Raw genomic sequence first — 22,838 nt, forward strand, 5'->3', positions numbered from 1 at the left:
GGTAAACACACTGACTCCCGCCGCTTCAACAGGATGGATCAGTCGGGGCGGATGCATTTCACTGGATGATTAACCGCCGTAAGGCGATACTTGATAATCACTTAAGTCTGACAAGTAGTAGTCGCTGATGGGAGCTCACGGATCCCAATCGTTGTCGAGAAACTCGACAGCGATCGAGGAAAAATAGTGCCGCGAGCCGCTATACCATCTCCGCACACTCTCCCGAGGCGCGTATGACCCCCGCCCGCCGGTGGCTTGCCCTACTGGTCGCCGCGCTCGCCTCCGGCCCTGTCGCCGCGGCCGAGCCGTGGGCCGACGCCAAACTCCCCGTCGCCGGCGGCCTCGAACTGTGGCTCGACGCCGCCCGTGCGAGCGCCTCCACACCGCCACCGCACGACGGCAAGCTCGAAACCTGGTACGACGCCTCCGGCAAGGGTCGCCACCTCCGACAGCCCGTCGCCGACGCCCGGCCCACACGCTTGCCCGCCGGCGGCGCCGCCGTCGTCCGCTTCGACGGGCTCGACGACCACCTCCGCGCCGTGAAGCAGGCAGCCGAGTTGGACACGTTTACCGTCTTCGTGGTCGCCGCCCCGCGGGCGAACCCCGGCGGCTTTCGCGGCGTGCTGGCGTTCAACAATGCGAACCAGCGCGACTACGAGAGCGGCCTGTGCCTCGACCACGGCCCGAACCCGTCCGTCAAATTCAACTCGCTGAACGTCGAGGGCCGCGGTTTCGGCGGGTGGAAGAACTTGCTCAAGGGCGAACAACCGCTCGGCGAGTTGACCACGCTCGAAGTGACCGGCGAGGCGAAGGCCCTGCGGCTGACGGTGAACGGCACCCCCGCCGGCGCCCGGCCGCGCGACGGCGCCCCCGTCAGCCTCGACGAGATCACCGTGGGCGCCCGCTACTACACGAACGGCCCCGGCCCGCAGAAGGTAGATAGCCTCGGCCGCTGGGACGTGGCCGAGGTGCTCGTCTACAACCGCGTGCTGCCCGCCGCCGAGGCGAAGGCCGTGCGCGACTACCTGAGCGCGAAGCACGCCGCGCTGAAGCAGCAGTTACCGCCCGACGGCTCGGGCGGGGCCCCACTCGTGTTGGTGAAAGACCCGCCGCCGGTGCAGATGTTCCTGCCGGGCTTCACGGTCCGCGAGTTGCCGGTGGACCTGACCAACATCAACAACGTGCTGTACCGGCCCGACGGCTCACTGATCGCGCTCGGCTACAACGGCAACTTGTACGCGCTCCGCGACGCGGACGGCGACGGCGTCGAGGAGCGCGCCGAGCTGATCTGGGATGCGAAGGGTTCGCTCCGCGGCCCGCTCGGCATCGCCTTCTTGCCGAACGGCCGCGGCACGCTCGTCCCCTCGAAGGGCCGGCTGACGCTCGTCACCGACGACGGCAAGGCCACGACGATCGCCAGCGGCTGGCCCGAAATCTTCCCCGCCGTGGACACGCTCGGCGTGGCGGTCGACCCGCGTGACGGGGCCGTCTACTTCGGCCGCGGCTGCGCCAACTTCACCGACCCGTACCAGCGCGACAAGGCCGGCAAGGCGGCGTACAAGCTGACCGACGAGACGGGCACGATCCAGCGGCTGAGCCCGGACTTCAAAACGCGCGAGATCGTGGCGACGGGCGTCCGCTTCCCGGTGGCGCTGCGCTTCAACAAGCTCGGCGACCTGTTCGCCACCGACCAGGAAGGCGCGACGTGGGCGCCGAACGGCAACCCGCTCGACGAACTGCTCCACATCCAGAAGGGCCGCCACTACGGCTTCCCGTCGCGGCACCCCAAACACCTGCCGGCCGTGACCGACGAGCCGAGCACGTTCGACTACGGCCCGCAGCACCAGTCCACGTGCGGGTTCTGCTTCAACGAGCCGGTGACGGCCGGCGGCCCGACGTTCGGCCCGAAGCACTGGGCCGGCGACGCCATCGTGACGGGCGAGTCGCGCGGCAAGCTGTACCGCACGAAACTGGTGAAGACGCCGAGCGGCTACGTCGCCGGCACGCAGCTGATCGCGGCGCTGAACATGCTCGTGGTCGATTGCTGCGTGGCGCCGGACGGCTCGCTGGTGGTGGCCTGCCACGGCGGTGGCCCCGACTGGGGGAGCGGCCCGACCGGCAAGGGGAAGCTGTTCAAGATCAGCTACACCGACCGCGACCACCCGCAACCGGTGCTCGTGTGGCCGGCCGGCCCGCGCGAGGTGCGCGTCGAGTTCGACCGGCCCGTCGATCCGGCACTGCTGCGCGACGTGTTGAAGGGGACGACACTGACCGCCGGCCGGTACGTCCGCGCCGGCGACCGGTTCGAGTCGATGTGGCCGGGCTACGCGGTCGTTCACATGCAGAAGGCCGCGCCGCGCGTAGACATCCCGGTGCGGTCGGCGCAGCTGACGCCCGACCGCCGCACCCTGGTACTAGCGACGGACGCGCTACCCGCGGCGGTCCACTACGCGCTGACGCTGCCGGGGATGGGCCGCCCCGCCGAGCCGCCGAAGGGCACTCTGCGGCAGCTGCCGGCGATCGACCTCGGCTTCGACCTCTGCGGCTGCGAGGCGACGTTCACACCGAGCGTCGGTACGAGATGGAGGGGCTGGCTGCCGCACCCCGACCTTCAGGTTTCGCAGTCGTTGACCGCCGGAAGCGCGCCGCACGACGTGCTGTGGGCGCAGACTGCGAAAACCGGCGTACTGACGCTCAAGGCAAAACTCGATCTCGCCGACATGCTGCGGCCGGCCGTGCAGCCGGGTTCGCAGCTCGACCACGAGCCGCCGCCGGAAGAAGTAACAGTTGCCACCCATCGCGGCTTGAAGACACTTTACGTCGGACCGACGGCACCCGTACCGTTTGATCTCGAAGTGGGCGGCAACATCTCAACGGGCATCCACTTCACCACGAAGCAGAGCACGAAGCAGAGCCCGCAGCCCCGCCCGCTGCAACTCCACCGATTTATCCTGCCGTGGGCCAACACCGACTCGAAGGCGCTCGGCCGCGAAGTCGTCGCCGCGCGAGCGCCCGAACTCGACGGCGGCAGCTGGGCGCGCGGCCGGGCCGAGTTCTTCGGCGAGCAGGCGGCGTGCGCCAAGTGCCACGCCGTCCAGGGCCGCGGCGGCGACCTCGGGCCGGACCTGTCGAACCTCGTCCACCGCGACTACGCCTCCGTGCTGCGCGACATCGAGAACCCCAGCTTCGCGGTAAACCCCGACCACATCGCGTCCGTGGTGCAGCTGACGGACGGCCGCACACTCACCGGCGTCGTCCGCACCGCGGGCGACAAGCTCCGCGTCGGCGACGAGAAAGGCACGATCACGGAGGTGGCCAAGGCCGACGTGGAGAAGTTGACGGCGGCGCCGAAGTCGATCATGCCCGAGGGGCTGCCGAAGCAGCTCGGCCCCGACCGGATGCGCGACCTGATGACGTTCCTGCTGACGCCGCCGCCGCGGATGCCCGACTATGGCCCGACCCGCCCGCCCGAGCCGCGCACCCGCGCCGACGTGGCCGCGGTGCTGGCCGGCGCCCCCGTCCCGCCACTGCCGACGCGGCCGATCACCGTCGTGCTCGTCAGCGGCAAGAAGGACCACGGCCCCGGCGAGCACGACTACCCGGCGTGGGCGAAGGCGTGGAAGGAACTCCTGGGCGTCGCCGAGAAGACGACCGTGGACACGGCCGAGGAGTGGCCGACCGCCGCGCAGCTGAAGGCGGCCGACGTGCTGGTCTTTTACCAGCGCGGCTCGTGGACGGCCGAACGGGCGAAGGACATGGACGCCTTCCTGGCGCGCGGCGGCGGGGCGGTGTACGTCCACTGGGCGGTCGAGGGCGGGCCGGAGGCGCCGGCGTTCGCGCAGCGGATCGGTCTGGCGTCGAACGCGGCCGGGCTGCGGTTCCGCCACGGGCCGCTGGAGCTGGGCTTCGACACGGGTGCGCGACACCCGGTCGGCCGGAACTTCGACAAGCTGAAGCTGCACGACGAGAGTTACTGGCAGATGACCGGCGACCCGAAGCGGATCACGCTGCTGGCGTCGGGCAAGGAAGACGGCGCCGACCGGCCGCTGTTCTGGACGCTGGAGCCGGCGAAGGGGCGGGTAGTGGTGTCGATCCCCGGCCACTTCGCGTGGACGTTCGACGACCCGCTATTCCGGGTGCTGTTGTTGCGCGGCATCGCCTGGGCGGCCCGCGAGCCGGTGGACCGATTCAACGACCTGGCGACGCCCGGCGCGCGGGTGCGCGACTGATATTCGATCAGAGTTTTTCGGAGGCCCGGCTGTGCAGACCATCCGCCGCGAGCAGGCGAAGAAGTACGCGTTCGACTGGCGCGACGAGCCGCTGCTGCGCGTCGCCCCGGGCGAGCCGTTCGCCGTCGAAACCTACGACGCCAGCACCGGCTACTTCAAGACGCCCGCCGACCACGCCAACCCCGCCAAGCGGCCCGGCTTCGACCGCATCCCGCCGATGGTCAACCCCATCGCCGGCCCGGTGTTCCTCGACGGTGCCGAGCGCGGCGACGTGCTCGTCATCACCATCGACGAGATCGAGGTGGAGGCGTACTCGTGGACGGCCGCCGGCCCGCGCCGCGGCCCGCTCGGCGAGTCCACCCGCTGGCCGGAGCTGTCCGGCGGGTACACCACGAAAATCTTCCGCCACACGCCCGGCCCGAGCAGCACGACCCGCGACGGCACCCTCCACTTCAGCGACCGCATCAGCTGGCCGATCACGCCGTTCGTCGGCACGATCGGCGTCGCCCCGGACCGCGAGGTGACGACCAGCAACGACGGCCAGGGGCCGTGGGGCGGCAACCTCGACATCCGCGACGTGGCCCCCGGCAACCGCATTCTGCTGCCGGTGTTCCACCCCGGGGCGCTGCTGTACCTCGGCGACGTTCACGCCAGTCAGGGCGACACCGAGTTCACCGGCACCGCCGCCGAGACGATGGCGACCGTGCGGCTGCGCCTGGACATCATCAAGCAGAAGCGCATCCCGTGGATGCGGATCGAGAAGCCGGCGTCGGTGGTGTCGGTGTACGCGGAGCGGCCGCTGGAGGGGGCGGTTGAGGCGGCGACGGTGAACCTGATGGACTGGCTCATCACCGAGCACGGCTACACGCCGACCGACGCCTACTGCCTGGTGACGACGTGCCCGGACTTCCGCATCAACGTGTACCAGATGTGCAAGCTCGGCAAGCTGGCGTTCGTCGCCGGTGCGGAGTTGCCGCGGAAGTACCTGTAGACCCGGGGTTAATCCTTCCTGGACTGCGGCACGGCGAGTCGGGCATCGGCGAGCCGCGATCTCGCGCGGGCGATGTCGGCGTCGATCGGGTTGAGGGCGTCGGGGGTGAGGACGCCGGCCTCCACCCGCGCGGCGGCGACGGCCCGGCGCGTCTCGTGCCGCTCGACGATCTGTTCGAGGAGCCGAACCGCCCCGGCGGCGGGCGCGCCGTCGAGTTGCGCCTCGAACACTCCGATCTCGGCCTCCGCGACCTCGCGGCGGGTGTTAAGGCCGGCGTCGAACCGGGCCTTCGCCGCGGCTAGCCCCTTCTCCGCCGCCGCCACCCGTTCCCGCCGCGCCTGGATGATGGCGGCGTACACCGCGGCCGACCACGGCTCGGGCAGCGGCAGCACAAGGGTGCCGGGCGGCGGGGCGACGGCGGGTGGCGCGACCGGCGCGCGGAGGTCGCCGGTGACGACGACCCGAAACCCGGTCCCGGCGTCCCACGCCCGATCGGGCTCGCCCGCCCCGCGGATGTTCACCCGGGCGGAGGCCGGGCCGGAGTTCCAGCCGCCGCCCCGGGTCACGCGGCCGCCGGGCCGCAGGGGGGAGGCGTCGGCACACCACTCCCACACGTTCCCGAGGGTGTCGTACAGGCCGAACGGGTTGGCCTGCTTCCCGCCCACCGGCTGCGGCCGCTCCGGGCGGGCGGCGGGGAGGTTGCCGGCGAACCAGGCCGCCGCGTCCAGCGCGGCCACGCCGTCGGCGGCGCCGTGCCGGCCCGCCGACCCGGCGCGGGCCGCGTACTCCCACTGCACGCCGGTCGGCAGGGCGTACGCCCGGCCGTCCTCCTTCCCGAGCCAGGCGCAGAACGCCCGGGCGTCGTTCCAGCTCACCTGCGTCACCGGCTCGTCGTCCCCCGGGGTCCAATTTCCGGGCGTCCGCCACTGGTGGGCCGGGTGCCGCTGCCACCGGCCGTCGCGGTGCGCCCACCCCCCGTCCTTGGCCTTCTCGCCGTCCGTTTGATAACCCGTCGCGGCCACGAACCGGCGGAACTGGCCGACGGTGACCTCGTGGGCGGCGGCGTAGAACGGGTCGGACACACGGACGCGGGCCGGGGGGGGTTCGGCCGCGACCTCGTCGAGGACGAACTGCGGGGCCGAGCCGGCCCGGAGGTCGGCCAGCACCTGGGCCCTTTCGGCGTCCGTGGTGCCGGCCGTAAACTCGCCCGGCGGGATGAGGCGCATCTTCATCCCGACGCTGTTCTCGAACTCGACCTTCACCCCGAGGCGCGCCGCCCACGCCTCCTGGTGCGCCTTCGCCTCCGCGGCCGAGACTGGGGGCACGTCCGGCGGTGGGGCGGCCGGCTCGGGCGTCAATTCCTTGACCTCGACCTTGCGGAACTCGGCCGTCGTCCCGGGGAACGCCTGGAGGGCCAGGTGCCCGACCTCCGGGCCGGCGTGCTCGTGGTCGACGAGCACCTTGTCGTTCACCCGGACGACGACCCGCCGCCCGCGGGCGATCACCTCCAGGGTGAACCACACGTTGGCCGGGACGGGTGGGGTCGTCACCCGGGCCAGCATGTACTCGTGGGCCGGAAAGATCATCAGGCTGCCGGTGGCGTTCTGGTCGGCCGCCGGCCCCGCCACCTGCACCTCGTACCCCGGCGGCGCCCCCATCACCTCCGCAGTCGGCACGGTCACCCGGAAGTGGACCCCGCTGTTGCCCAGGTCGTTGACCCGGCACTCGGCCCGGAGGTGGAAGTCGCGGTAGTCCCCGCGGGCCGAGTAAAGGTAGTTCTGGACCGGCCCGCGGCCCGTCAAGACGCCATCGACGACCGTCCAGTTGGCCGGAGATCCGGGGACGGTCTTCCACCCGGTCAGGTCCTTCCCGTTGAACAGCGACACCCACGCCCCGCCGGCCCCCGTAGCGGCACCGACGGCGGCCTTGAGGTCGCCGGTCAGGGCGACCCGGAAGCCCTTCGGCAGGGCCGGCCGGGTCGGGTTGTCGAACGAGCGGAAGGCGACCTCCGTGTACACCGCGGCCGCGTTCCACGACCCACCCCGCGACGCCCGCCCGGTGTTCGGTTGGGTCGGCGGGTCGAGGTTCGCCGGGTCGTCGATCGGGGACCGGCGGTAGAAGTCGGCGACGTGCCAGTCGCGGCACCACTCGTCGGCCCCGCCGTGGACGTCGAACAGGCCGAACGGGTTGGGCGCCTTCAGCCCGACCGGCCCCGGCTTCGGCCAGGCCTGGCCGAAGACGGCGTGGTCGAGCAGCTTCGTCGGGACGTTGCCGAACGACCAAATCCCGGGCGCCCCGCCCCGGGCGGCGTACTCCCACTGGGCCTCGGTCGGCAGCTCGTACCCCGGCCCGAGCCAGCGGCAGAAGGCCTCGGCGTCCGCCCAGCTCACCCCGACGACCGGCTGCCGGTCCTCCTGCCCGGGGGTGACGAACCCGGTCCAGTCGATCGTCCCGGTCGGGGCGTGCTTGGCGGCCTCGACGAACCGGCGGAACTGGCCGGCGGTGGTCTCGTACTTGGCGAGGTAGAACGGCCGGGTGATGCGGACGGTGTGCCGCGGCCCGCTCGACTCGGCCGCGAACCGCTGGTAGTCGCCGACGTTCGGCAGCGACTTGAGACTCGACCGGACGGCGGCCAGTTCGACGTCGGTATAGCCCATCCCGAACTCACCCGGCGGGATCAGGCGGAAGGCGACGCCGGACGGGTGGGTGAACTCGACCGGGACGCCGAGGTGTGCAGCCCATCCCTTCTGTTGCAACTCGGCCATTGCCGGGTCGAACGGGGCGACCGCGGGCGGGGGGGGGGCGGAGCCCGGGGAGGTCCGGGTCACCTCGACCCGCGCGGTGACGCGACCGCCGGGGACGACCTCGAACCGCGCCGACCGCGAGACCTGCGTACTGCCGATCGAGACGCTGCCGCCCCCGAACCGCCCCTGGGTGGCCGTCACGTCCCACTGCTTCGTCGTGAGCCCGGCGGCGAACCGCGGTTCCAGCGTGTAGTGCCCCGGCGGCAGCCGCAGCGTCTGGCCGTTGCTCACGTCCTGCCAGTCGCCGGGGGAGTCGCCGTCGCGGAGGGCGCGGACCGACTCCAGCCCCGCCGCCCGAACCACGATCACCTCGCCGCGGTCGTCGTTCATCAGCTTCTGCACGGCCGGCAGGCCGATCCCGAGCAGCACCAGCAGTACCGGCGTCAGCAGCACCAGCAACAGGCAGCCCGCCGCCACCCACGGCCACCGCCGCCGCTTCTTCGCCGGCCGCAGCGGCGGGGCCGGCTTCGGCGCCACCCGCGACACCACGGTCCCCTGCTGTTGCAACTCGGACAGGTAGCCGGACAGAAGGTCGGCCACCTCCTCGGCCGTCTGGAAGCGGTCGGCCGGGATCTTGGCGTGGAGCTTCGCCACCACGTCGGCCAGCCAGCGCGGCACCTCGGGGTTCACGTCGCGCACCGGCCGCGGGTCGTCCTCCACGACGCGCTTCAGCACCGCCAGCGTGTTCTCGGCGCGGAACGGCGGGCGGCCGGTGCACAGCACGTACAGCACGCTGCCGAGGCTGAACAGATCGCTCCGCGTGTCGAGGGTGTCGCCGCGGGCCTGCTCGGGGCTCATGTACATCGGCGTGCCGGCCACCACGCCCGACTGCGAGATGCTGGCGTCGTCGGCGGCGCGGGCCAGGCCGAAGTCGGTCACCTTCACCCGCTCGACGCCGTTCTCCAGGAGGATGTTCGCCGGCTTGATGTCGCGGTGGATGAGCCCCTGTCGGTGAGCCGCGGCCAGCCCGCGGGCGATCTGCGCCCCGATCCGCAGCACCTCCTTCGGCGGCAGCGGGCCGGCCTTGTCGAGCTTCTGTTGCAGCGTCTGCCCGGCAACGAGTTCCATCACCAGGAACGGCACCGGGGCGTCGTCGTCGGACACGGCGAAGACGTTGACGACGTGCTCGTCGCGGACGGCGGCGGCGGTGCGGGCCTCGCGGAGGAAGCGGGCGCGGGCGGCGCCGCTGGCGGCCAGCTGCGGGGCGAGCACCTTCACCGCCACGACCCGGTGGAGACGGTCGTCGAACGCCTTGAGCACAGTGCCGAACCCGCCCACGCCCAGGACCTCGTGCACCTCGTAGTGCGCCAGCCGGCCGAGCGAGCCGGGCCGCGTCGGCGGCGAGAGGAACGCCAGCACTTCCGTGGGATCGGCGGCCCGCCCCCCGGCGTGGCCCGTGGCCGCGCCCCCCGGCTCGTGCCCGGCCCGGGTCTGGGTCGAGTCCGGGTCGGTCGGCGGGAGCGTTGCGGTCGCGTCGGCCCCGACGGCCGGGTGGTTCAGGAAGCTGCCGGCCGCGGCGTGGGCGGCGAGCAGCTCCTCGACGCGGCGCCGCGCCTCGGGGTCGGGGCAGTGGGCGTTCAGGAACGCGGACCGCTCGGCCGGGTCGGCGCGGTCCAGGGCGGCGGCGAACAGGGTTTCTTCCGTCACGGGCGTCCCCCGCAGGTGTCCGGGGTGTTATGCGCAGTCGGCGCACGGACCGGCTCACGGAATTTCGCACAACCGTCGCCCGGCGGCCGAAAATCTCCTTGACGACGGTGGCTACAGCCCATCCTAATAAGGAACGGCCCCGCACCCGCCTCGCGTGCCCTACCCGCGCCCGATTCGGGAACCCGTCGGCCCGGCGGGGCGTCGAACCGGAATCCCGTCGGCCCGGACGTTGCGACCGCTCTCACCCAGGACTCGCCGATGCCCCTGACCCGCCTGCTCCCCCCCGGCCGGTTCGTCCTCGTTGCCGGCCTCGCCGTGCTGGCCCTCGCGCTGTTCCCGGAAATCGCCTCCGCCCAGGAGGAAAAGCCGAAGGACAACATCGTCTTCCACATGATCAAGTCGGTCGGGTGGGTGTTCGGGCCGCTGCTGCTGAGCCTGTCGATCATCCTCGTCGCCCTGTGCGTGCTCCTCATCCTCGACCTGCGGATGCAGAACGCCATCCCGCCCGGGTTCGTGGACGAGTTCACCGACACCGTCAACAAGCGGAAGTTCAAGGAAGCCTTCGACCTGGCGCGGAACGACCCGTCGTTCCTGGGCCGCGTGCTGACCGCCGGCATGGGCCGGTTGCAGTACGGCATCGAGGACGCCCGCGAGACGGCGATGAACGCCCTGGAGGCGATCAAGAGCGACAAGGACCAGAAGAACAACTACACGGCCGTGATCGCGTCGCTCGGGCCGATGCTCGGGCTGGTCGGCACGGTGTACGGCATGATCGAGAGCTTCATGGTGCTCGGCAGCAGCACCGGCACGCCGAACGCCAGCGCCCTGGCCGAGGGCATTTCGCACGCCCTCGTGGTGACGCTGTTCGGCATCGGCGTGTCGGTGCCGGCCATCTTCTTCAACGCCTTCTTCAAGAACCGGATCACGAAGATCACGATGGACACGGCGCACATCGCCGAGGACCTGCTGACGCAGATGTACCACAACTCGAAGAAGGGCCCGCCCGCGCCGGGCGCCCCGGGGGCGCCGGTGCCGGGCGCCCCGCCGGGGCCGGCCGCGCCCGGGGCGCCGATGCCGCCGCGGTAGTAACCAGTGGAGCGTACGCCGGGAACAGGTAACACCCGACACCGCCTGTTCCCGGCCTCCTGTCTTCCGTTCCCGGACTTGTGTCCCCTGACCACTGGCCTCCCCAATGAGTCACGGCAGCAGCGGCGGCGACAAGTGCGAGCCGAACCTGATCCCGCTGCTGGACCTGGTCCTGCAGCTGGTCATGTTCTTCATGGTGTGCGCGAACTTCGTGATGGAGCAGGTGAGCGAGGCGATCAAGCTGCCGGAGGCGGTCGTCGCCAAGCCGATCGAGAAGGCCGACGAGTTCGTCATCTTCCTGAACGTGGACAAGGAGGGGAAGGTGATCCTGGCCGGCCTCGACGCCCTCAGCGACGACGCGAAGGACAACACGCTGACGAACCCGCAGCAGGTCATGTCGTACATGAAGCGGCGGCACGACATGGACATGAAGCGGAAGCCGAAGGACGGGCAGGCCGGGCCGGTGCCGTCGCTGGTCATCATTCGGGCCGACAAGGAGGCCCAGTTCGAGAAGGTGTACGGGGTGATGAAGGCGTGCCGCTCGGCCGGGTACGATCGCTCCCAGCTCCGCGCCATCCGCTTCGGCGGCAATACGGCACAGTAGGGAACTTCGGGACCGGGGGACGGTGGGACTCCGGGACCAAAAGCGTCCCGCCACTGCGAAACCCACGGTCCCACGGTCCCACGGTCCCACGGTCCCACGGTCCCCCCCGATGTCCGCCAAGCACAAGAACGTGACCGAGGATGTGACGGTCGAGCTGCCGATCACGCCCATGCTGGACATGAGTTTCCAGCTCATGGCGTTCTTCATCTTCACGTTCCGGCCGGCCCCGAGCGAGGGGCAGATCGCCATGTCGCTGCCGAAGGAGGAGGGCGGCGGCGACGCCGTCCCCAGCGCCACCGACGACAAGCCGGTGACGTTCGTCGTCACCGTGGACAGCGGCCCGAACGGCACCGTCGGCAACATGACCATCCGCGAGAAGGACGGCCCCCCCGGCGGCGACGCCATCGGGGCCAGCTTCGACCGCTACGGGGCCGAGTTGCGGAAGCGCCGCGCCGACCTGAAGGGCCGTCCGAGTAAGCTGACGCTGGAGATCGGCGACGGCATCCTGCACGAATACGTGGTGCGCCTGCTCGACGTGGCCCGCCAGGCCGAGTTCGAGGACATCGCCCCCATCCCGGCCAACCCCAAGAGCCGCTAGACGCTCCCAGGGCCTTTGCTCTGGGCTGTTGGCTGCCGCCCCTTCGGGGCTCAAACCGGCACCGGTGGTATCCCATCCAGGTCGGCCCGTGACCACCGGCGGACACGCGGTTGCCAGAAAGCGATTGCGGCGCGGGAACTTCCGGCACAATCGACCGTCCAATGCTGTGGAGGGGTTGCTCGCATGTCATTCGGCCGGAGCCATTCCGCCGCTCAAGTTGGTTCCCGGTTTGCCCTTGCGGCCGGTCTGGCTCTCGCCTGCGCAGCCGGCGTTCGCGCCCAACCCGAGAAACTCGACGAGGAGCCGCCGCTCCCGCCGCAGGAGCTCAAGCGGTTCAACGAGACGAAATGGCGGCCGAAGGGCGGGGCACTCGCCGTCCCCAACCCCGACCGGGCCATCTTCCGCGGCCGGCTCGACGCCAAGCTGAAGACCGTGACCGGCGGCATCGAGGACGACCGGCCGCTGGCGTCCGAGAAGCAGAACGCCGACGAAGCCGCGGCCTGGGTCGAGGTGGTGGTTCACGCCCACGGCCTCGCCGCCGCCGACCTGGAGAAGTACGCCGCAACCGACCTCACGCCCGACGACCTGACTCAGCCGCAGCGACGCTACTTCCGCCTGGAGCTCGTCCGGTTCGACGGCACGCTCACGAAGTTCCGCCGCGTCACGCCCGTGAAGGCGCTCGCCGACGTGGGCATCACGGCCGTCTACGAGGGCTGGCTGGTGCCGGTGGACGAGTCGCCGGCGAACCCGGTGCGGGTGGTGTTCACCGAGTTGCCGACCGGCTTCCCGGTTCCGCCGGCCCCGGCCGCGGGCGCCCCCGCCGGCGAGTGGCTCGCCGCCGAGCGCTGGGTCGCGTTCGCCGGCTTCTTCTTCAAGCTGGCCAGCGAGCCGCAGGCGCCGGTGGTCGTCGGCAAGTCGGTGACGCCGCTCCCCGGCCCGCCCCCGGAGGCCACCGACCTGGCGCTGGCGACCCGCTACCGGGTCTTCCGCCTGGTCCGCGACGACGCCCCGATCAGCCGCGACCCGATGCACTGGGAGGAGACGGCGGCGTGGAACCGCACGCTGCTACACGTGCGGAAGTTCGAGCTCGACGCCCTCCAGGCCGCCGCGAATCCGAAGCTGTCGTTCGCCGACCTGTTCCAGACCGGCCGCGAGGATTATCAGTTCAAGCTGGTGCAGATCAAGGGCCGGCTCATCCGCGTGAAGGCGGTGGAGCGGAGCAAGCGGCTGGTCGAGGCCGGCGTGCCGAACCTGTACGAGGCGTGGGTGGTGCCGCACGACGAGCCGCGCGGCAACCCGGTCTGCGTCGTACTCACCGAGTTGCCCGACGGCGTGGCGCCGGCGAACCTCATGAACTTTAACGTGGTCGTGGCCGGCTACTTCTTCAAGCTGTTCCACTACGAGTCGGCCGAGCCCGCGGGCGACGACCCGGCCCGGCACAAGTGGAAGAAGGCGCCGCTGATCCTGGCCCGCGGCGTGTCGCTGGTGACCACCGACCCGACCGACGGCCCCCGCGAGTGGGTGAAGTGGTTCATCCCGGTGATCGTCGGCGGGGTGGTGTCGCTGGCCCTGTCAGCGTTCCTGCTGAGCCGGTGGTTTCGCGCCGGCGACGATCGCGCCCGGGCCGAGTTCGAGAATGCCCGGGTGAAGAACCCGTTCACCGAGTAAGTCCGTGACTCGCTCGGAGTCGTGTGATACATTAGTTCAACCGTCACCGCCCGCCCGAGGGAGACGACCGTGAGCATGCCGAACGCCACCCCGCCCGCGAACAACCGACCCGCGCCGCCGCCGAAGCCGGCGGGCGGCCCGGCCGTGATCCGCCGCGTCGGCGGCGTCGAGGAGACGCTGCACGACCGGCTCGTCAACCGCCACCTGCCGGCGTGGGTCGTCAGCGGCCTCGTCCACCTCGGCATCATTGCCCTGGCCTTCCTCATCTTCGGCTTCCGCGGCCCGGAGAAGAAGCAGGTCGACAAGATCCTGGCGACCACCGTCGAGAAGGAAGAGACGGACGAGAGCACCAAGGACCTCACGATCGAGGACATCGGCTTCGAGCCGCACGAGGCCGCCATCCCCGACATCGAGCGCGAGGCGGAGAAGACCTCCGTCGGCGTCGTGACCGACGACCCGGTCGGCGTGCCGGACGCCAAGACGAACGACTCCAACGCGCTGTCGGCGATCGGCCTGCCGTCGTCGGACCTGACGACGCCCGGGGCCACCGGCGACGCCGGCATGGCGGTCGGCGGCACCGGCGGTGCGAACGGCCTGGCACAGGCCGAGTTCGCCGGCCGCAGCGGCGGCACCAAGAGCCGGCTGCTGAAGGAGGGCGGCGGCAACTCCGAGAGCGAGGCGGCCGTGGCCGCCGGGCTGAAGTGGCTCGCCAACCAGCAGAAGCCGGGCGGGTACTGGGAGTTCGACCCGCGCGACCCGAAGATGAAGACCAAGGACTGGGCCACGTCCACCGGCCTGGCGCTGCTGCCGTTCCTGGCCGCCGGCCAGACGCACCGCTCCGGCGGCAAGTACACCAAGCAGCTGTCCGACGGCCTGACCTGGCTGAAGAACGACCTCAACATCTCGACCGGCCGGTTCAACCACGGCAGCCCGCAGTACATGTACGGCCACGCCATCTCCACGATGGCCCTGTGCGAGGCGTACGGCATGACCAAGGACCGCGGCCTGCTTACGCACGCCCAGGCCGCGATCAACTACATCGTCCGCGCCCAGGGGGCCGACGGCAGCTGGGGCTACCAGGCCGGCACCACCGGCGACACGTCGATCGTCGGCTGGCAGGTTCAGGCGCTGCGGGCCGCGCAGCTGACGAAGGACATCACCGTGCCCGAGGCGTCGGTGAAACGGGCCGTCGAGTTCCTGAACCGGGTGTCGTCGGGCTCGCTGAAGTCGGCCTACGGGTACACCCAGCCGAACGGCCGGGCCGGCACGGCGCTGACGGCCGTGGGCCTACTCTGCCGCTACTACGTGGACGGGTGGGGGCCGAACAACGCCGGCATGGCCGAGGGCTCGATCGGCCTGTTCGGCAACACCAAGGCCGACGCCGTGAACACGGTGACGAAGACGGACCGCATCCGCGCCCCGCGGACGCTGGAGCAGGTGAAGGCGAACCCGGGCACGCCCGAGATGTACTACTACTACTACGCCACGCAGGTGGTCCACTTCTACGGCGGCCCCGAGTGGCAGGAGTGGAACGAGGGGCCGAAGGACGCCACCGGCAAGCGGCTCGGCGGCATGCGCGACTGGCTCGTGAAGACGCAGAGCAAGAACGGCAACGACAGCGGCAGCTGGAACCCCGACCCGGGGACGATCGGCAGCCACTGCGGGCGGGTGGGCACGACGTGCCTGACGCTGCTGACGCTCGAGGTGTACTACCGCCACCTGCCGCTGTACAAGCGGAACCAGGGCGCCGCGGACTGACCGCGGCGGGCGGACCGCAAGCCCGGGGGCCTGTGCCCCCGGGCTTTCTCGTTGACGGGGAGCCCGATGCCGACCGACCCGCCGATTCCGCCGCCGTCGCGCGAGATCACGTTGGAAGAGTGGATCGCCGCCGGCCAGAGTTGCTGTGGCGCTGCCGACGACGTAGCACCGCCCGAGGTGACGTGTGAGCCGGCCGCACCAGGGGATTTCAGGCCGAAGGGGTGACGACCAGAGTCGTCAAAGTGAAACGCCCGGGGGTGCTTCCCCCGGGCGTTCGCGCTACCTGCCCGCATGCGGCTCAGCGCCAGCCGCGCCAGCCGGCCCGGTAAACCGGGTAGTAGCCGTAGCTAACCACCGGAGCCGGGGCGACGACCGCGGCCGGCGCCGCGTACATCACGGTCGGCACCGGGGCCACAGCGGCCGCGGGCGCCACGTACCCACCGGGCACGACGTAGCTGCCGGGGGCGAAAAAGGCGCCGGGGGCGACGTAGCTGCCGGGGGCGAGATAGTAGCCGGGGTACGGGGCGGCGTAAACCACACCGCGGCGGACGATGTACTGGGCGTCGGCATCGCCGGCGCCGGCCGCGACGGCGGCCAGGGCGGCGATCGACAGGGCGGCGGTGCGCATCACGGAATTCCTCTCCGGGTGTCGGGCGACGATCGGTCGGTGCAACGAGCGTGCCCGGCCGGCGGGCTTACGCCTTGTACTTCTTGGTGGAGCGGGCTTCGTGCTTCTTCTTCTTCCGGCGGCGCTTGTTGGCGGTCCGCAGTTCCTTCCGCTTGTGCTGAATCCCCACGGCGGTCTCCACTCGTCGGCTTCGGGTCTAAGACGGGTATTGTACGACTCCGCCGCCCGCGGCAACCCGTGCGGTTTGACCGTCGCTCCGGTTTCGGTTAGCCTGAGCCGCCGGCGGCGGGCGCGGCCACCACGCCATCGTTGGAGAAACCCCGGATGCGAGTCGCACTTCTGGCGCTGCTCTCCGCTCTTGCGGTCGCCGGGGCGAGCGCGCGGCCGGACGACAAGGCCGTCGCGACCGACCGCAAGGCGTTCCAGGGCACGTGAACGTTCGAATCCGTCGAGGTCGGCGGCCGCAAGCTGCCTGAGGAGTTGCTCCGCGGCATGCTGGTCACGTTCGACGGCGACTCGTACTCGGTGAAGACGGGCGACACCGTGATCGAGGCGGCCACGCAGGCACTCGACCCGTCGAAGTCGCCGAAGACTCTCGACTCGAAGGTGACCGCCGGCCCGAACAAGGGTGCGGTCCTCCTCGGCATCTACGAGATCCGCGGCGACAGGCTCACCGTCTGCTTCGACCCCGAGGGGAAGGAACGGCCCACGGCGTTCAAGGCCGACGCCGGCACCCGGACGCTCGTCGTCCACAATCGCGTCAAGAAGTGACCCGAACCTTGCCCCACCGCCGGAAGTTGTGACGCGCGCGGCGCGTCACGATGGCGGCTCGCCGCGGCGATCCGGACCGGCGACCGGCTGTGTACCGAGTGCCCGTTGTTCCTGCGCCCCGCGGCGTGTGGAGAACACGCATGTCCCGCGCGTCCCGAATCCGGGCTGTGGCCTTGGCGGCTGTGGTCGCCGCGTGCGGGTGCGGCCGGCCCGACCCGCCCAAACCCGCTGTCGGCACGAAGGACCGAGCCGACGAACGGGAGTCACTGTTGGCCCGGCTGGTGGCACGGGCCGACTCCCTCGCCGACGCCGGCGACTTCGGCCCCGCGGAGGCGACGTACTCGCTGGCACTAAGGTACGGCGACGACCCCGCCATCCGTTCCAAGCTCGCCGGGGTGCGCGACAAGGCGGCCCGCGACCTGACTCCGGCCCAGGCGAAGCGCTTCGACGCGGCACTCGCGCACCTCGCGACGGCCACAGCCGCGTGGCCAGCCACGTCCCGTACCACCGACGAGGTCGAGCTCCGCCTCCTCCTCGACACCGCCTACCTCCGCGACCACCGCCGCCGACCGGCCGGCGGAACTGGGGCAGAGGTGTTCATCGGCCCGGGGAACGAGCCCGTCCACCCGCGAACCCTGGAGCGGGAGTTCGGCGAGCCGACGTCCCGCGACGAGAATCGGGTACTGACGTACGGCCGGTTGCGGTTCGTGTTCGGGCCCGACATGTTCACAGCGGCCGTCTTCCTGCAGCCGGCACCCGGGCCTTGATCGCCGAACGGCGCGAGACGACACGTGGCCTCGCGAGAACAGAAGTGCACGCCTTCAGCGCACGACCGCGACGCGGCCCGGCGGCGGCACCCGTGCCGCCAGCCACGCCTCCGCCGCGGCGCGGTCCCAACCGGCCGACGCGTCGAACGCCACCGCCGCGGTGAACCCGCCGGCCGTCCGCAGCCGCACGCCGTCGCCCACGTCGGCCCAGTCGCCGGCCGTCGTCTCGGCCGCCGGCCAGCACGCGGTCAGCACGCCGTCGGCGTCGTGCCACACCACCGGGCCGCACGGCCGCGGGCGGCACTCGCCGAGCTGGTCGGCCAGGAAGCGGTGCGCGTCCGCCGCCGGCAGCCGCGCCGGGAACGCGATCGCCGCGAGCGCCCCGCCCGCCGCGAACCGCAGCTCCACGTCCGGGTGATCCAGAAGCGGCTCCCGCGCCGTCACGGGCGAATCGGGCAGTAGCCGCACCACCAGCCGGTCGCCGTCGCGGCCCCAGCCGTCGCGGTCGAGCCGCTTCGCCAGCCGGGCCAGCAGCGCCCCGCCGCGGCGGCCGTTCCGCTCGCTGCCGCCCATCGGGTCGCCGGCCAGCACCCACCGACCGGCCAGCGGCGACAGCCGGGCGAAGTCGGCCTCGCCCACGTCCTCGGCGTGATCGAGAATCAGTAGCGCGAACGGGGGCTCGCTCGCGGGGCCGACGAACACCGGGTCGGCCGCCAAACTCCCGGGCGTGCCGACCACCACCCGCGCCTCCGCCAGCGTCCGCCCTGAGAGCTCGCTCCCGGCCGCGGTCAGGTCGTCGAGCCGCGCCCGCGCCGCAGTCCGACGCGCCGCCGCGGCGGCGCGTTTGGCGTCCGTCTCGGCGGCGACGCGGCCGGCGGCGTCGGGCGTGAGCTGCACCGGGGTGGGAACGCCGGCGCGGGTCAGTTCCTTCCCCGTCAGCACGAACCGACCGGCCACCTCGTCGCGCTCCGCGGCCAGTGCGGCGAGCTTCGCGTCGAAGTCGGGCCGCCGGGCCGCCGCTTCCGCCGCGGACCGCTGCTCGACCTCGGCCGCGTGCCGGCGGTCGACGGCGTCCACGTCGGCCTGCGCCGCCGCCTCACGGCCGGCGGCGTCCTTCGCGGCGTGCTCGGCGTCAGCCACCATTCGGTCGAGTTCGGCGGGGTCGGCCGGGGGCTTCGGCTTGTGCAGCAACCGGGCGAAGAAGCCCGACTTCTTCGCGGGGTCGGTCGCGTCGCTGCGGTACTGCTTCGCGGCGGCGAGCGCCGCGTCCGCGGCGGCGCGGCGGGCAGTCGCCGCGGTCCGCTCGGCGAGTAGAGGCTGGCGGGCGGCGTCGGCCGCGGCGGCGAGCCGGGCCAGGTCCGCGGCGAACGGCGTTCCCGGCTCGGCGGTCGGGGGGGCTTCGCGGGCGGCGGTCAGCTCGGCGCGCGTCGCCTCGAGGGCGGCGAAGCGGTCGGCCAGTGCCTTCAGAGCAGCGGCGACCGTCGCCACCGCCTCGGCCGCGGCCAGCTCGGCGGCGGCGGCGCGGAACTCGTTTTCGGCGGTGCGGCGGACGCCGTCCACGCGCCCCCGGCCGGCGGCGGCGGTGGTCAGGCGGTTCGCGACGGGGCTCGGGCGGTGCGGGTTCTCGTCGTCGGCCAGGGCGCGGATCGCCTTCACCGCCGCGTCGCTCGCCGCCATCTCGACGAGCCGGTCGGCCGCGACCGGGTCCGGCGACAGCACCAGGACGCGCTCCCCGCGCAGTGCCGCACACCGCGCCAGGTCGGCAACGATCCGCTCCCGTGCGGCCCGGTCCGGCGCGTCGAGCACGAACAAGTCGGGGCACGCCAGCGCCCGCGACACGGCGTCGGCTTCGGCGGCGCTGCGCGGGAACGCGGGGAGCGGCACGGGCAGGAACGGCGGGAGTTCACACTCGCCGACGAGGACGCGGGCCAGCCAGGGGCGCGGCGGGGCGGGTTCGGCGATGACACGACCGGGGGGTCGGAGCGACAGGATGGACGACATGGACGCGGGATCGTCTCGCTGGTCGGTGCTCGGGGAACTGACTCGGTCGGCGCGGTCGGGGGGCGGGGTGATGACACCCGGGGCGCTGGGCGCGGCGGACCGTTCCCGGTCGGTCATCCGTCACCGTGGCACGTCGCGGCGGAGCCCGTCATGGTCGGCCGTCCGCGTCGGTGCGGGGGAACGGGGCCAGGCGGGCGGCTTGCGCGGGCCGTCGTGGGGAACGGCTGGGGCGCAAACTTTCCCGGAGTATAGACGGTTCTCGGGCCGGAAGCCATCACCCGCGCCCAAATTTCACGGGACGGACGCTCCCACAGCCGCCGGGGTTCGGGGGGCGAGCCCACCCGCCGCTCGCGGGGGGAGCGCGCCCAGGAACCGGTCCAACTCCGCGACGTACTCCGGCGTGTACAGGTCGTTGTGGTTACCGCCCGGCACCGTCACGAACCGCTTCGGCTCGTTCGCCGCCGCGTGCAACTCGCGGCCGAGGCGGTACGGCACGACCTCGTCGGCGTCGCCGTGGACCTGCAGCAGCGGCCCGCGGTACGCCGGAATCTTGCCGACGGAGTTGAGCCCGGCCCGCATCGCCGCCCGCACCGGCAGGCACGGCACGTGCGACTCGGCCACGTCCGGCAGGTTCGTGAACGTCCCTTCCAGCACGAGCGCCCGCGCCCCGTCGGTCGCCGCCAAGTCCACCGCGACGCCGCCGCCGAGCGAGTGGCCGACGACCACGACGTCGCCTTCCGGCACGCCCGCGTGGTCGGCGAGCCAGCGGCGGGCGGCGCGGGCGTCGGCCAGTACCCCGGCCTCGGACGGCCGGCCGGTGCTCTTGCCGTAGCCGCGGTAGTCGAACACGAGGACGGAACAGCCCAGGCGGTCGCGGAACAGGCTCAGCACGTGCCGGCGGGTGGTGACGTTGCGGCCGTTGCCGTGGCAGAACAGCACGACTTCACGCGGCGGGCCGCTGTCGGGCTCGGCGAGCCAGCCGTGGAGGCGGACGCCGTCCGCGGAGTCGATGGTCACGTCGCGCACGCGCGGGTCGGGGGTCCAGTCGCCGATGGGGTACGGGTGCGGGAAGAAGACGATCCGGTTCTCGACGGCGCCGAGCGGGAGGCTGGCGCAGCCGGCCGCGGCGAAGAGGGCGAGGGCTGCGGCGAGGGCGGGCGCGGGGCGCATGACCCGGCTGTATGCCGGCTGCGGGCGGCGGCGTCAAGGGCGAGGTGCGGCGAGCCGGCGGAGCAGGCCGCGGACCGGCGGGTTCGGCGCCGGCGGCGCGGCGTCGGGCGCAGGCGGCGCGGGCGGCGTGACCGACAAGCCGAACTCGACCCGGAAGTCGCCGCGCTTCACGGACTCGGCCACGGCCCGCGGGATCGCCTCGAACATCTGCACGGTCATGTCGGTGACGACGTGCGTCATCACCGTGGCGGCGCGGACGCGGAAGGGGCCGCGGAGCGGGGGGAGCGGGGTGGGCGTCGTGGGCACGACGAGCGTGCCCGTCGCCGGGACGACGACGCGGACGGCCGGCGCCGGTGTCGCGGGCGGTTGGGCCGCGACGGCCGGGGCGGTGAGGAGGAGCAAGCCCGTGGCGTACTGCATCGCCGCCTCCGTTGTGCCGGTCGGTGTGAGGGCGATTGTCACCGACGCGGGCGTCGAGTCAAGGGGCTAGCGGCCGTGTGGAACCCGTTGGTCACTCCGGCAGCGGACGGTCCTTCGTCTCGGGGAGGAACGGCAGCACGCACAGCCCCAGCGCGAAGATACTGCACATGGCCATCCCCGCGTAGCGGAGCGGCAACGGGGCCGGGTAGCTGGCGAACACCGTACTGGTGAGGAACCCCAGCATCGCCGGCCCCGGCGCCGACAGCAGCCGGCCGACGTTGTAGCAGAAACTCGTGCCGGTACTCCGCAGCCGAGTCGGGAACAACTCCGGGAAGTAGATCGCGTACCCGCCGAACAGCGACAGCAGGCAGAAGCCCATGAGCGGGATCAGCACGAAGATGTGCCACCGCTCGCTGAGCACGCCGAAGACCAGGGCGGTGCTGGCGGCGGCGATCACGAACGCCACCGCGAACGCCGGCCGCCGGCCCGACCGGAAGGCGATGTAGCTGAACGTCAGCATCCCGAAGAACGCCCCGGTGTTCTGCAGCAGCGACGTGAGCCCGGCCCACAGCGTCGTCTGCCACTGGATGTAGGCGCCTCGCCGGGCGGCTTCGAGCTCGCCGGCCTGAACCAGGGCGTCGGCCTCCGCGGCGTACACCGGCTTGAACACGTACTGCTGCAGGTCGTAGGAGAAGAACCCGATCCCCCACAGGCCGATGACGCCGGACAGGGCCAGGATGAGCCCGAACACGGCGTTCGCCCGCCACCGCTTGTCGCCGAGCAGTTCGGTGTACGACCCGGCCTTTTTCACCCCGCCCGCGGCCATCGCCTGCGTCCACTTCTCGGGCTCCTTCAGCCGCGCCTGGATGACGACGACCAGGAGCCCCGGGATGATGCCGACGAGGAACATGAGCCGCCACGGGCTGAGCGGGAAGCCGAACCACGTCTGCCCGTCGAACGTGCCGTCGAGGACCATCTTGCCGAACCCGATGCTCAGGAGTGCGGCGCTGCAGTTGCCGAGCACCGACGACGCCTGGAACAGCCCGATGACGAACGGCCGGGCGTGGTCCGGCATGGTCTCGGCCAGCAACGTCACCGCGGCCGCGAACACCCCGCCGACGCCGAGCCCGGTGAGGAGCCGGTAGGCGTGGAAGTCCCAGACGGACTGCGACAGCGAGCTGAGCCCGGTGAACAGGGCGTACAGGAGGATGGTGGCCATCAGGGTTTTCACGCGACCCCACCGGTCGCCGAGGATGCCGAAGCCGATGCCGCCGACCGCCCAGCCGACGAGGAACCACGTCGTCGCCCACCCGGCGGCGCTGCCGATGTCCGCGTCGTGGACGGCCGTCCGCGCGTCCTCGGTCGTCGGCGCCTTCTTCCCCTGCTCGGCCGCCTTTCGTTCGAGGTCGGTCTTGAGCGCCGCCACCCGCGGGTCGGCGGCCGTCACCTGGGGGACGAGTTCGACCATCGCCGGCCGGCGGGCGAGGGCGAACAGCTGCTGGTCCATGCAGTCCATGTCCCAGGCCAGGCAGCAGACGATGAACACGAACCACTGGTAGCCGTTGAGGTCGCGGAGGCTGGCCCAGCCGGTGCGCGTGGGGGCGGTGTGAGACATGATGGGTCCGGTGCGGCGGGAGGTTCCCGCCAGATATACCCGCGCCGGGGGCGCGGTGCCAGTGTTTCCGTGGCCGGAAGT

At 72.0% G+C, this 22,838-nt stretch carries 14 protein-coding genes and 1 pseudogene; 9 read left to right on the forward strand and 6 right to left on the reverse strand.

The window, feature by feature from the left end:
* Window positions 1-233 precede the first annotated feature (233 nt).
* Both ETAA1_RS23525 and ETAA1_RS23530 read left to right on the forward strand, forming a co-directional pair.
* The gene (locus ETAA1_RS23525) at window positions 234-4,229 is read left to right on the forward strand and encodes a ThuA domain-containing protein (RefSeq protein WP_145242867.1); all 3,996 of its coding nucleotides are present in this window, start codon (window positions 234-236) and stop codon (window positions 4,227-4,229) included.
* 31 nt (window positions 4,230-4,260) lie between these two features.
* Window positions 4,261-5,220: an acetamidase/formamidase family protein gene (locus ETAA1_RS23530; protein ID WP_145242869.1), complete on the forward strand. Its 960-nt coding sequence runs from the start codon at window positions 4,261-4,263 to the stop codon at window positions 5,218-5,220.
* Between the two features lie 8 nt (window positions 5,221-5,228).
* On the opposite strand, the gene ETAA1_RS23535 is transcribed toward ETAA1_RS23530, so the two are convergent.
* Window positions 5,229-9,671 (reverse strand): SUMF1/EgtB/PvdO family nonheme iron enzyme, encoded by a 4,443-nt coding sequence (locus ETAA1_RS23535; RefSeq protein ID WP_145242871.1) that lies wholly within the window; start codon window positions 9,669-9,671, stop codon window positions 5,229-5,231.
* A 258-nt stretch (window positions 9,672-9,929) separates the two neighbouring features.
* On the opposite strand from ETAA1_RS23535, the gene ETAA1_RS23540 reads away from it, so the two are divergent.
* The 5 genes from ETAA1_RS23540 (at window position 9,930) to ETAA1_RS23560 (ending at window position 15,385) form a co-directional block, all read left to right on the forward strand.
* Complete coding sequence (locus ETAA1_RS23540; protein ID WP_145242873.1) at window positions 9,930-10,757, forward strand: MotA/TolQ/ExbB proton channel family protein; 828 nt, start codon at window positions 9,930-9,932, stop codon at window positions 10,755-10,757.
* A gap of 106 nt (window positions 10,758-10,863) precedes the next feature.
* Window positions 10,864-11,361, forward strand: coding sequence for an ExbD/TolR family protein (locus tag ETAA1_RS23545; RefSeq protein ID WP_145242876.1), 498 nt, complete (start codon window positions 10,864-10,866; stop codon window positions 11,359-11,361).
* Window positions 11,362-11,470: 109 nt separating this feature from the next.
* Window positions 11,471-11,959, forward strand: a complete 489-nt coding sequence (locus ETAA1_RS23550) for an ExbD/TolR family protein (RefSeq protein ID WP_145242877.1) — start codon at window positions 11,471-11,473, stop codon at window positions 11,957-11,959.
* Window positions 11,960-12,142: 183 nt separating this feature from the next.
* A complete protein-coding gene (locus tag ETAA1_RS23555) occupies window positions 12,143-13,627 on the forward strand; it encodes a hypothetical protein (protein ID WP_145242879.1) in 1,485 nt (494 codons plus the stop codon).
* Window positions 13,628-13,702: 75 nt separating this feature from the next.
* A complete protein-coding gene (locus ETAA1_RS23560) occupies window positions 13,703-15,385 on the forward strand; it encodes a prenyltransferase/squalene oxidase repeat-containing protein (protein WP_145242881.1) in 1,683 nt (560 codons plus the stop codon).
* Window positions 15,386-15,683: 298 nt separating this feature from the next.
* Here the strand turns inward: ETAA1_RS23560 and ETAA1_RS23565 are convergent, their stop codons facing one another.
* A complete protein-coding gene (locus tag ETAA1_RS23565; protein WP_145242883.1) occupies window positions 15,684-16,013 on the reverse strand; it encodes a hypothetical protein in 330 nt (109 codons plus the stop codon).
* 453 nt (window positions 16,014-16,466) lie between these two features.
* On the opposite strand from ETAA1_RS23565, the pseudogene ETAA1_RS23570 reads away from it, so the two are divergent.
* A pseudogene (locus tag ETAA1_RS23570) lies at window positions 16,467-16,784 on the forward strand (TIGR03067 domain-containing protein); the annotation flags it as partial.
* 140 nt (window positions 16,785-16,924) lie between these two features.
* Window positions 16,925-17,551: a hypothetical protein gene (locus ETAA1_RS23575; RefSeq protein ID WP_145242887.1), complete on the forward strand. Its 627-nt coding sequence runs from the start codon at window positions 16,925-16,927 to the stop codon at window positions 17,549-17,551.
* A 54-nt stretch (window positions 17,552-17,605) separates the two neighbouring features.
* Here ETAA1_RS23575 and ETAA1_RS23580 read toward each other — a convergent pair whose 3' ends face one another.
* The 4 genes from ETAA1_RS23580 to ETAA1_RS23595 all read right to left on the reverse strand — a co-directional run bounded on the left by ETAA1_RS23580 (window position 17,606) and on the right by ETAA1_RS23595 (window position 22,757).
* The gene (locus tag ETAA1_RS23580) at window positions 17,606-19,552 is read right to left on the reverse strand and encodes a hypothetical protein (RefSeq protein WP_145242889.1); all 1,947 of its coding nucleotides are present in this window, start codon (window positions 19,550-19,552) and stop codon (window positions 17,606-17,608) included.
* Between the two features lie 291 nt (window positions 19,553-19,843).
* Window positions 19,844-20,722: an alpha/beta hydrolase gene (locus ETAA1_RS23585; protein ID WP_145242891.1), complete on the reverse strand. Its 879-nt coding sequence runs from the start codon at window positions 20,720-20,722 to the stop codon at window positions 19,844-19,846.
* A gap of 33 nt (window positions 20,723-20,755) precedes the next feature.
* Window positions 20,756-21,142 (reverse strand): hypothetical protein, encoded by a 387-nt coding sequence (locus ETAA1_RS23590; protein ID WP_145242893.1) that lies wholly within the window; start codon window positions 21,140-21,142, stop codon window positions 20,756-20,758.
* A gap of 91 nt (window positions 21,143-21,233) precedes the next feature.
* Entirely contained in the window at window positions 21,234-22,757 is a 1,524-nt protein-coding gene (locus ETAA1_RS23595; protein ID WP_145242895.1) for an MFS transporter, read from the reverse strand.
* Window positions 22,758-22,838: the final 81 nt, after the last annotated feature.

This window comes from Urbifossiella limnaea (assembly GCF_007747215.1).
GTDB lineage: Bacteria > Planctomycetota > Planctomycetia > Gemmatales > Gemmataceae > Urbifossiella > Urbifossiella limnaea.

What these genes read in the sequence shown, in the direction of transcription:
- ETAA1_RS23545 (WP_145242876.1), top strand. Translation starts at nt 10,864, where the DNA reads ATGAGTCACGGCAGCAGCGGCGGCGACAAGTGCGAGCCGAACCTGATC.
- ETAA1_RS23585 (WP_145242891.1), bottom strand. Translation starts at nt 20,722, where the DNA reads ATGCGCCCCGCGCCCGCCCTCGCCGCAGCCCTCGCCCTCTTCGCCGCG.
- ETAA1_RS23595 (WP_145242895.1), bottom strand. Translation starts at nt 22,757, where the DNA reads ATGTCTCACACCGCCCCCACGCGCACCGGCTGGGCCAGCCTCCGCGAC.
- ETAA1_RS23555 (WP_145242879.1), top strand. Translation starts at nt 12,143, where the DNA reads ATGTCATTCGGCCGGAGCCATTCCGCCGCTCAAGTTGGTTCCCGGTTT.
- ETAA1_RS23590 (WP_145242893.1), bottom strand. Translation starts at nt 21,142, where the DNA reads ATGCAGTACGCCACGGGCTTGCTCCTCCTCACCGCCCCGGCCGTCGCG.
- ETAA1_RS23580 (WP_145242889.1), bottom strand. Translation starts at nt 19,552, where the DNA reads ATGTCGTCCATCCTGTCGCTCCGACCCCCCGGTCGTGTCATCGCCGAA.
- ETAA1_RS23550 (WP_145242877.1), top strand. Translation starts at nt 11,471, where the DNA reads ATGTCCGCCAAGCACAAGAACGTGACCGAGGATGTGACGGTCGAGCTG.
- ETAA1_RS23525 (WP_145242867.1), top strand. Translation starts at nt 234, where the DNA reads ATGACCCCCGCCCGCCGGTGGCTTGCCCTACTGGTCGCCGCGCTCGCC.
- ETAA1_RS23540 (WP_145242873.1), top strand. Translation starts at nt 9,930, where the DNA reads ATGCCCCTGACCCGCCTGCTCCCCCCCGGCCGGTTCGTCCTCGTTGCC.
- ETAA1_RS23560 (WP_145242881.1), top strand. Translation starts at nt 13,703, where the DNA reads ATGCCGAACGCCACCCCGCCCGCGAACAACCGACCCGCGCCGCCGCCG.
- ETAA1_RS23565 (WP_145242883.1), bottom strand. Translation starts at nt 16,013, where the DNA reads ATGCGCACCGCCGCCCTGTCGATCGCCGCCCTGGCCGCCGTCGCGGCC.
- ETAA1_RS23575 (WP_145242887.1), top strand. Translation starts at nt 16,925, where the DNA reads ATGTCCCGCGCGTCCCGAATCCGGGCTGTGGCCTTGGCGGCTGTGGTC.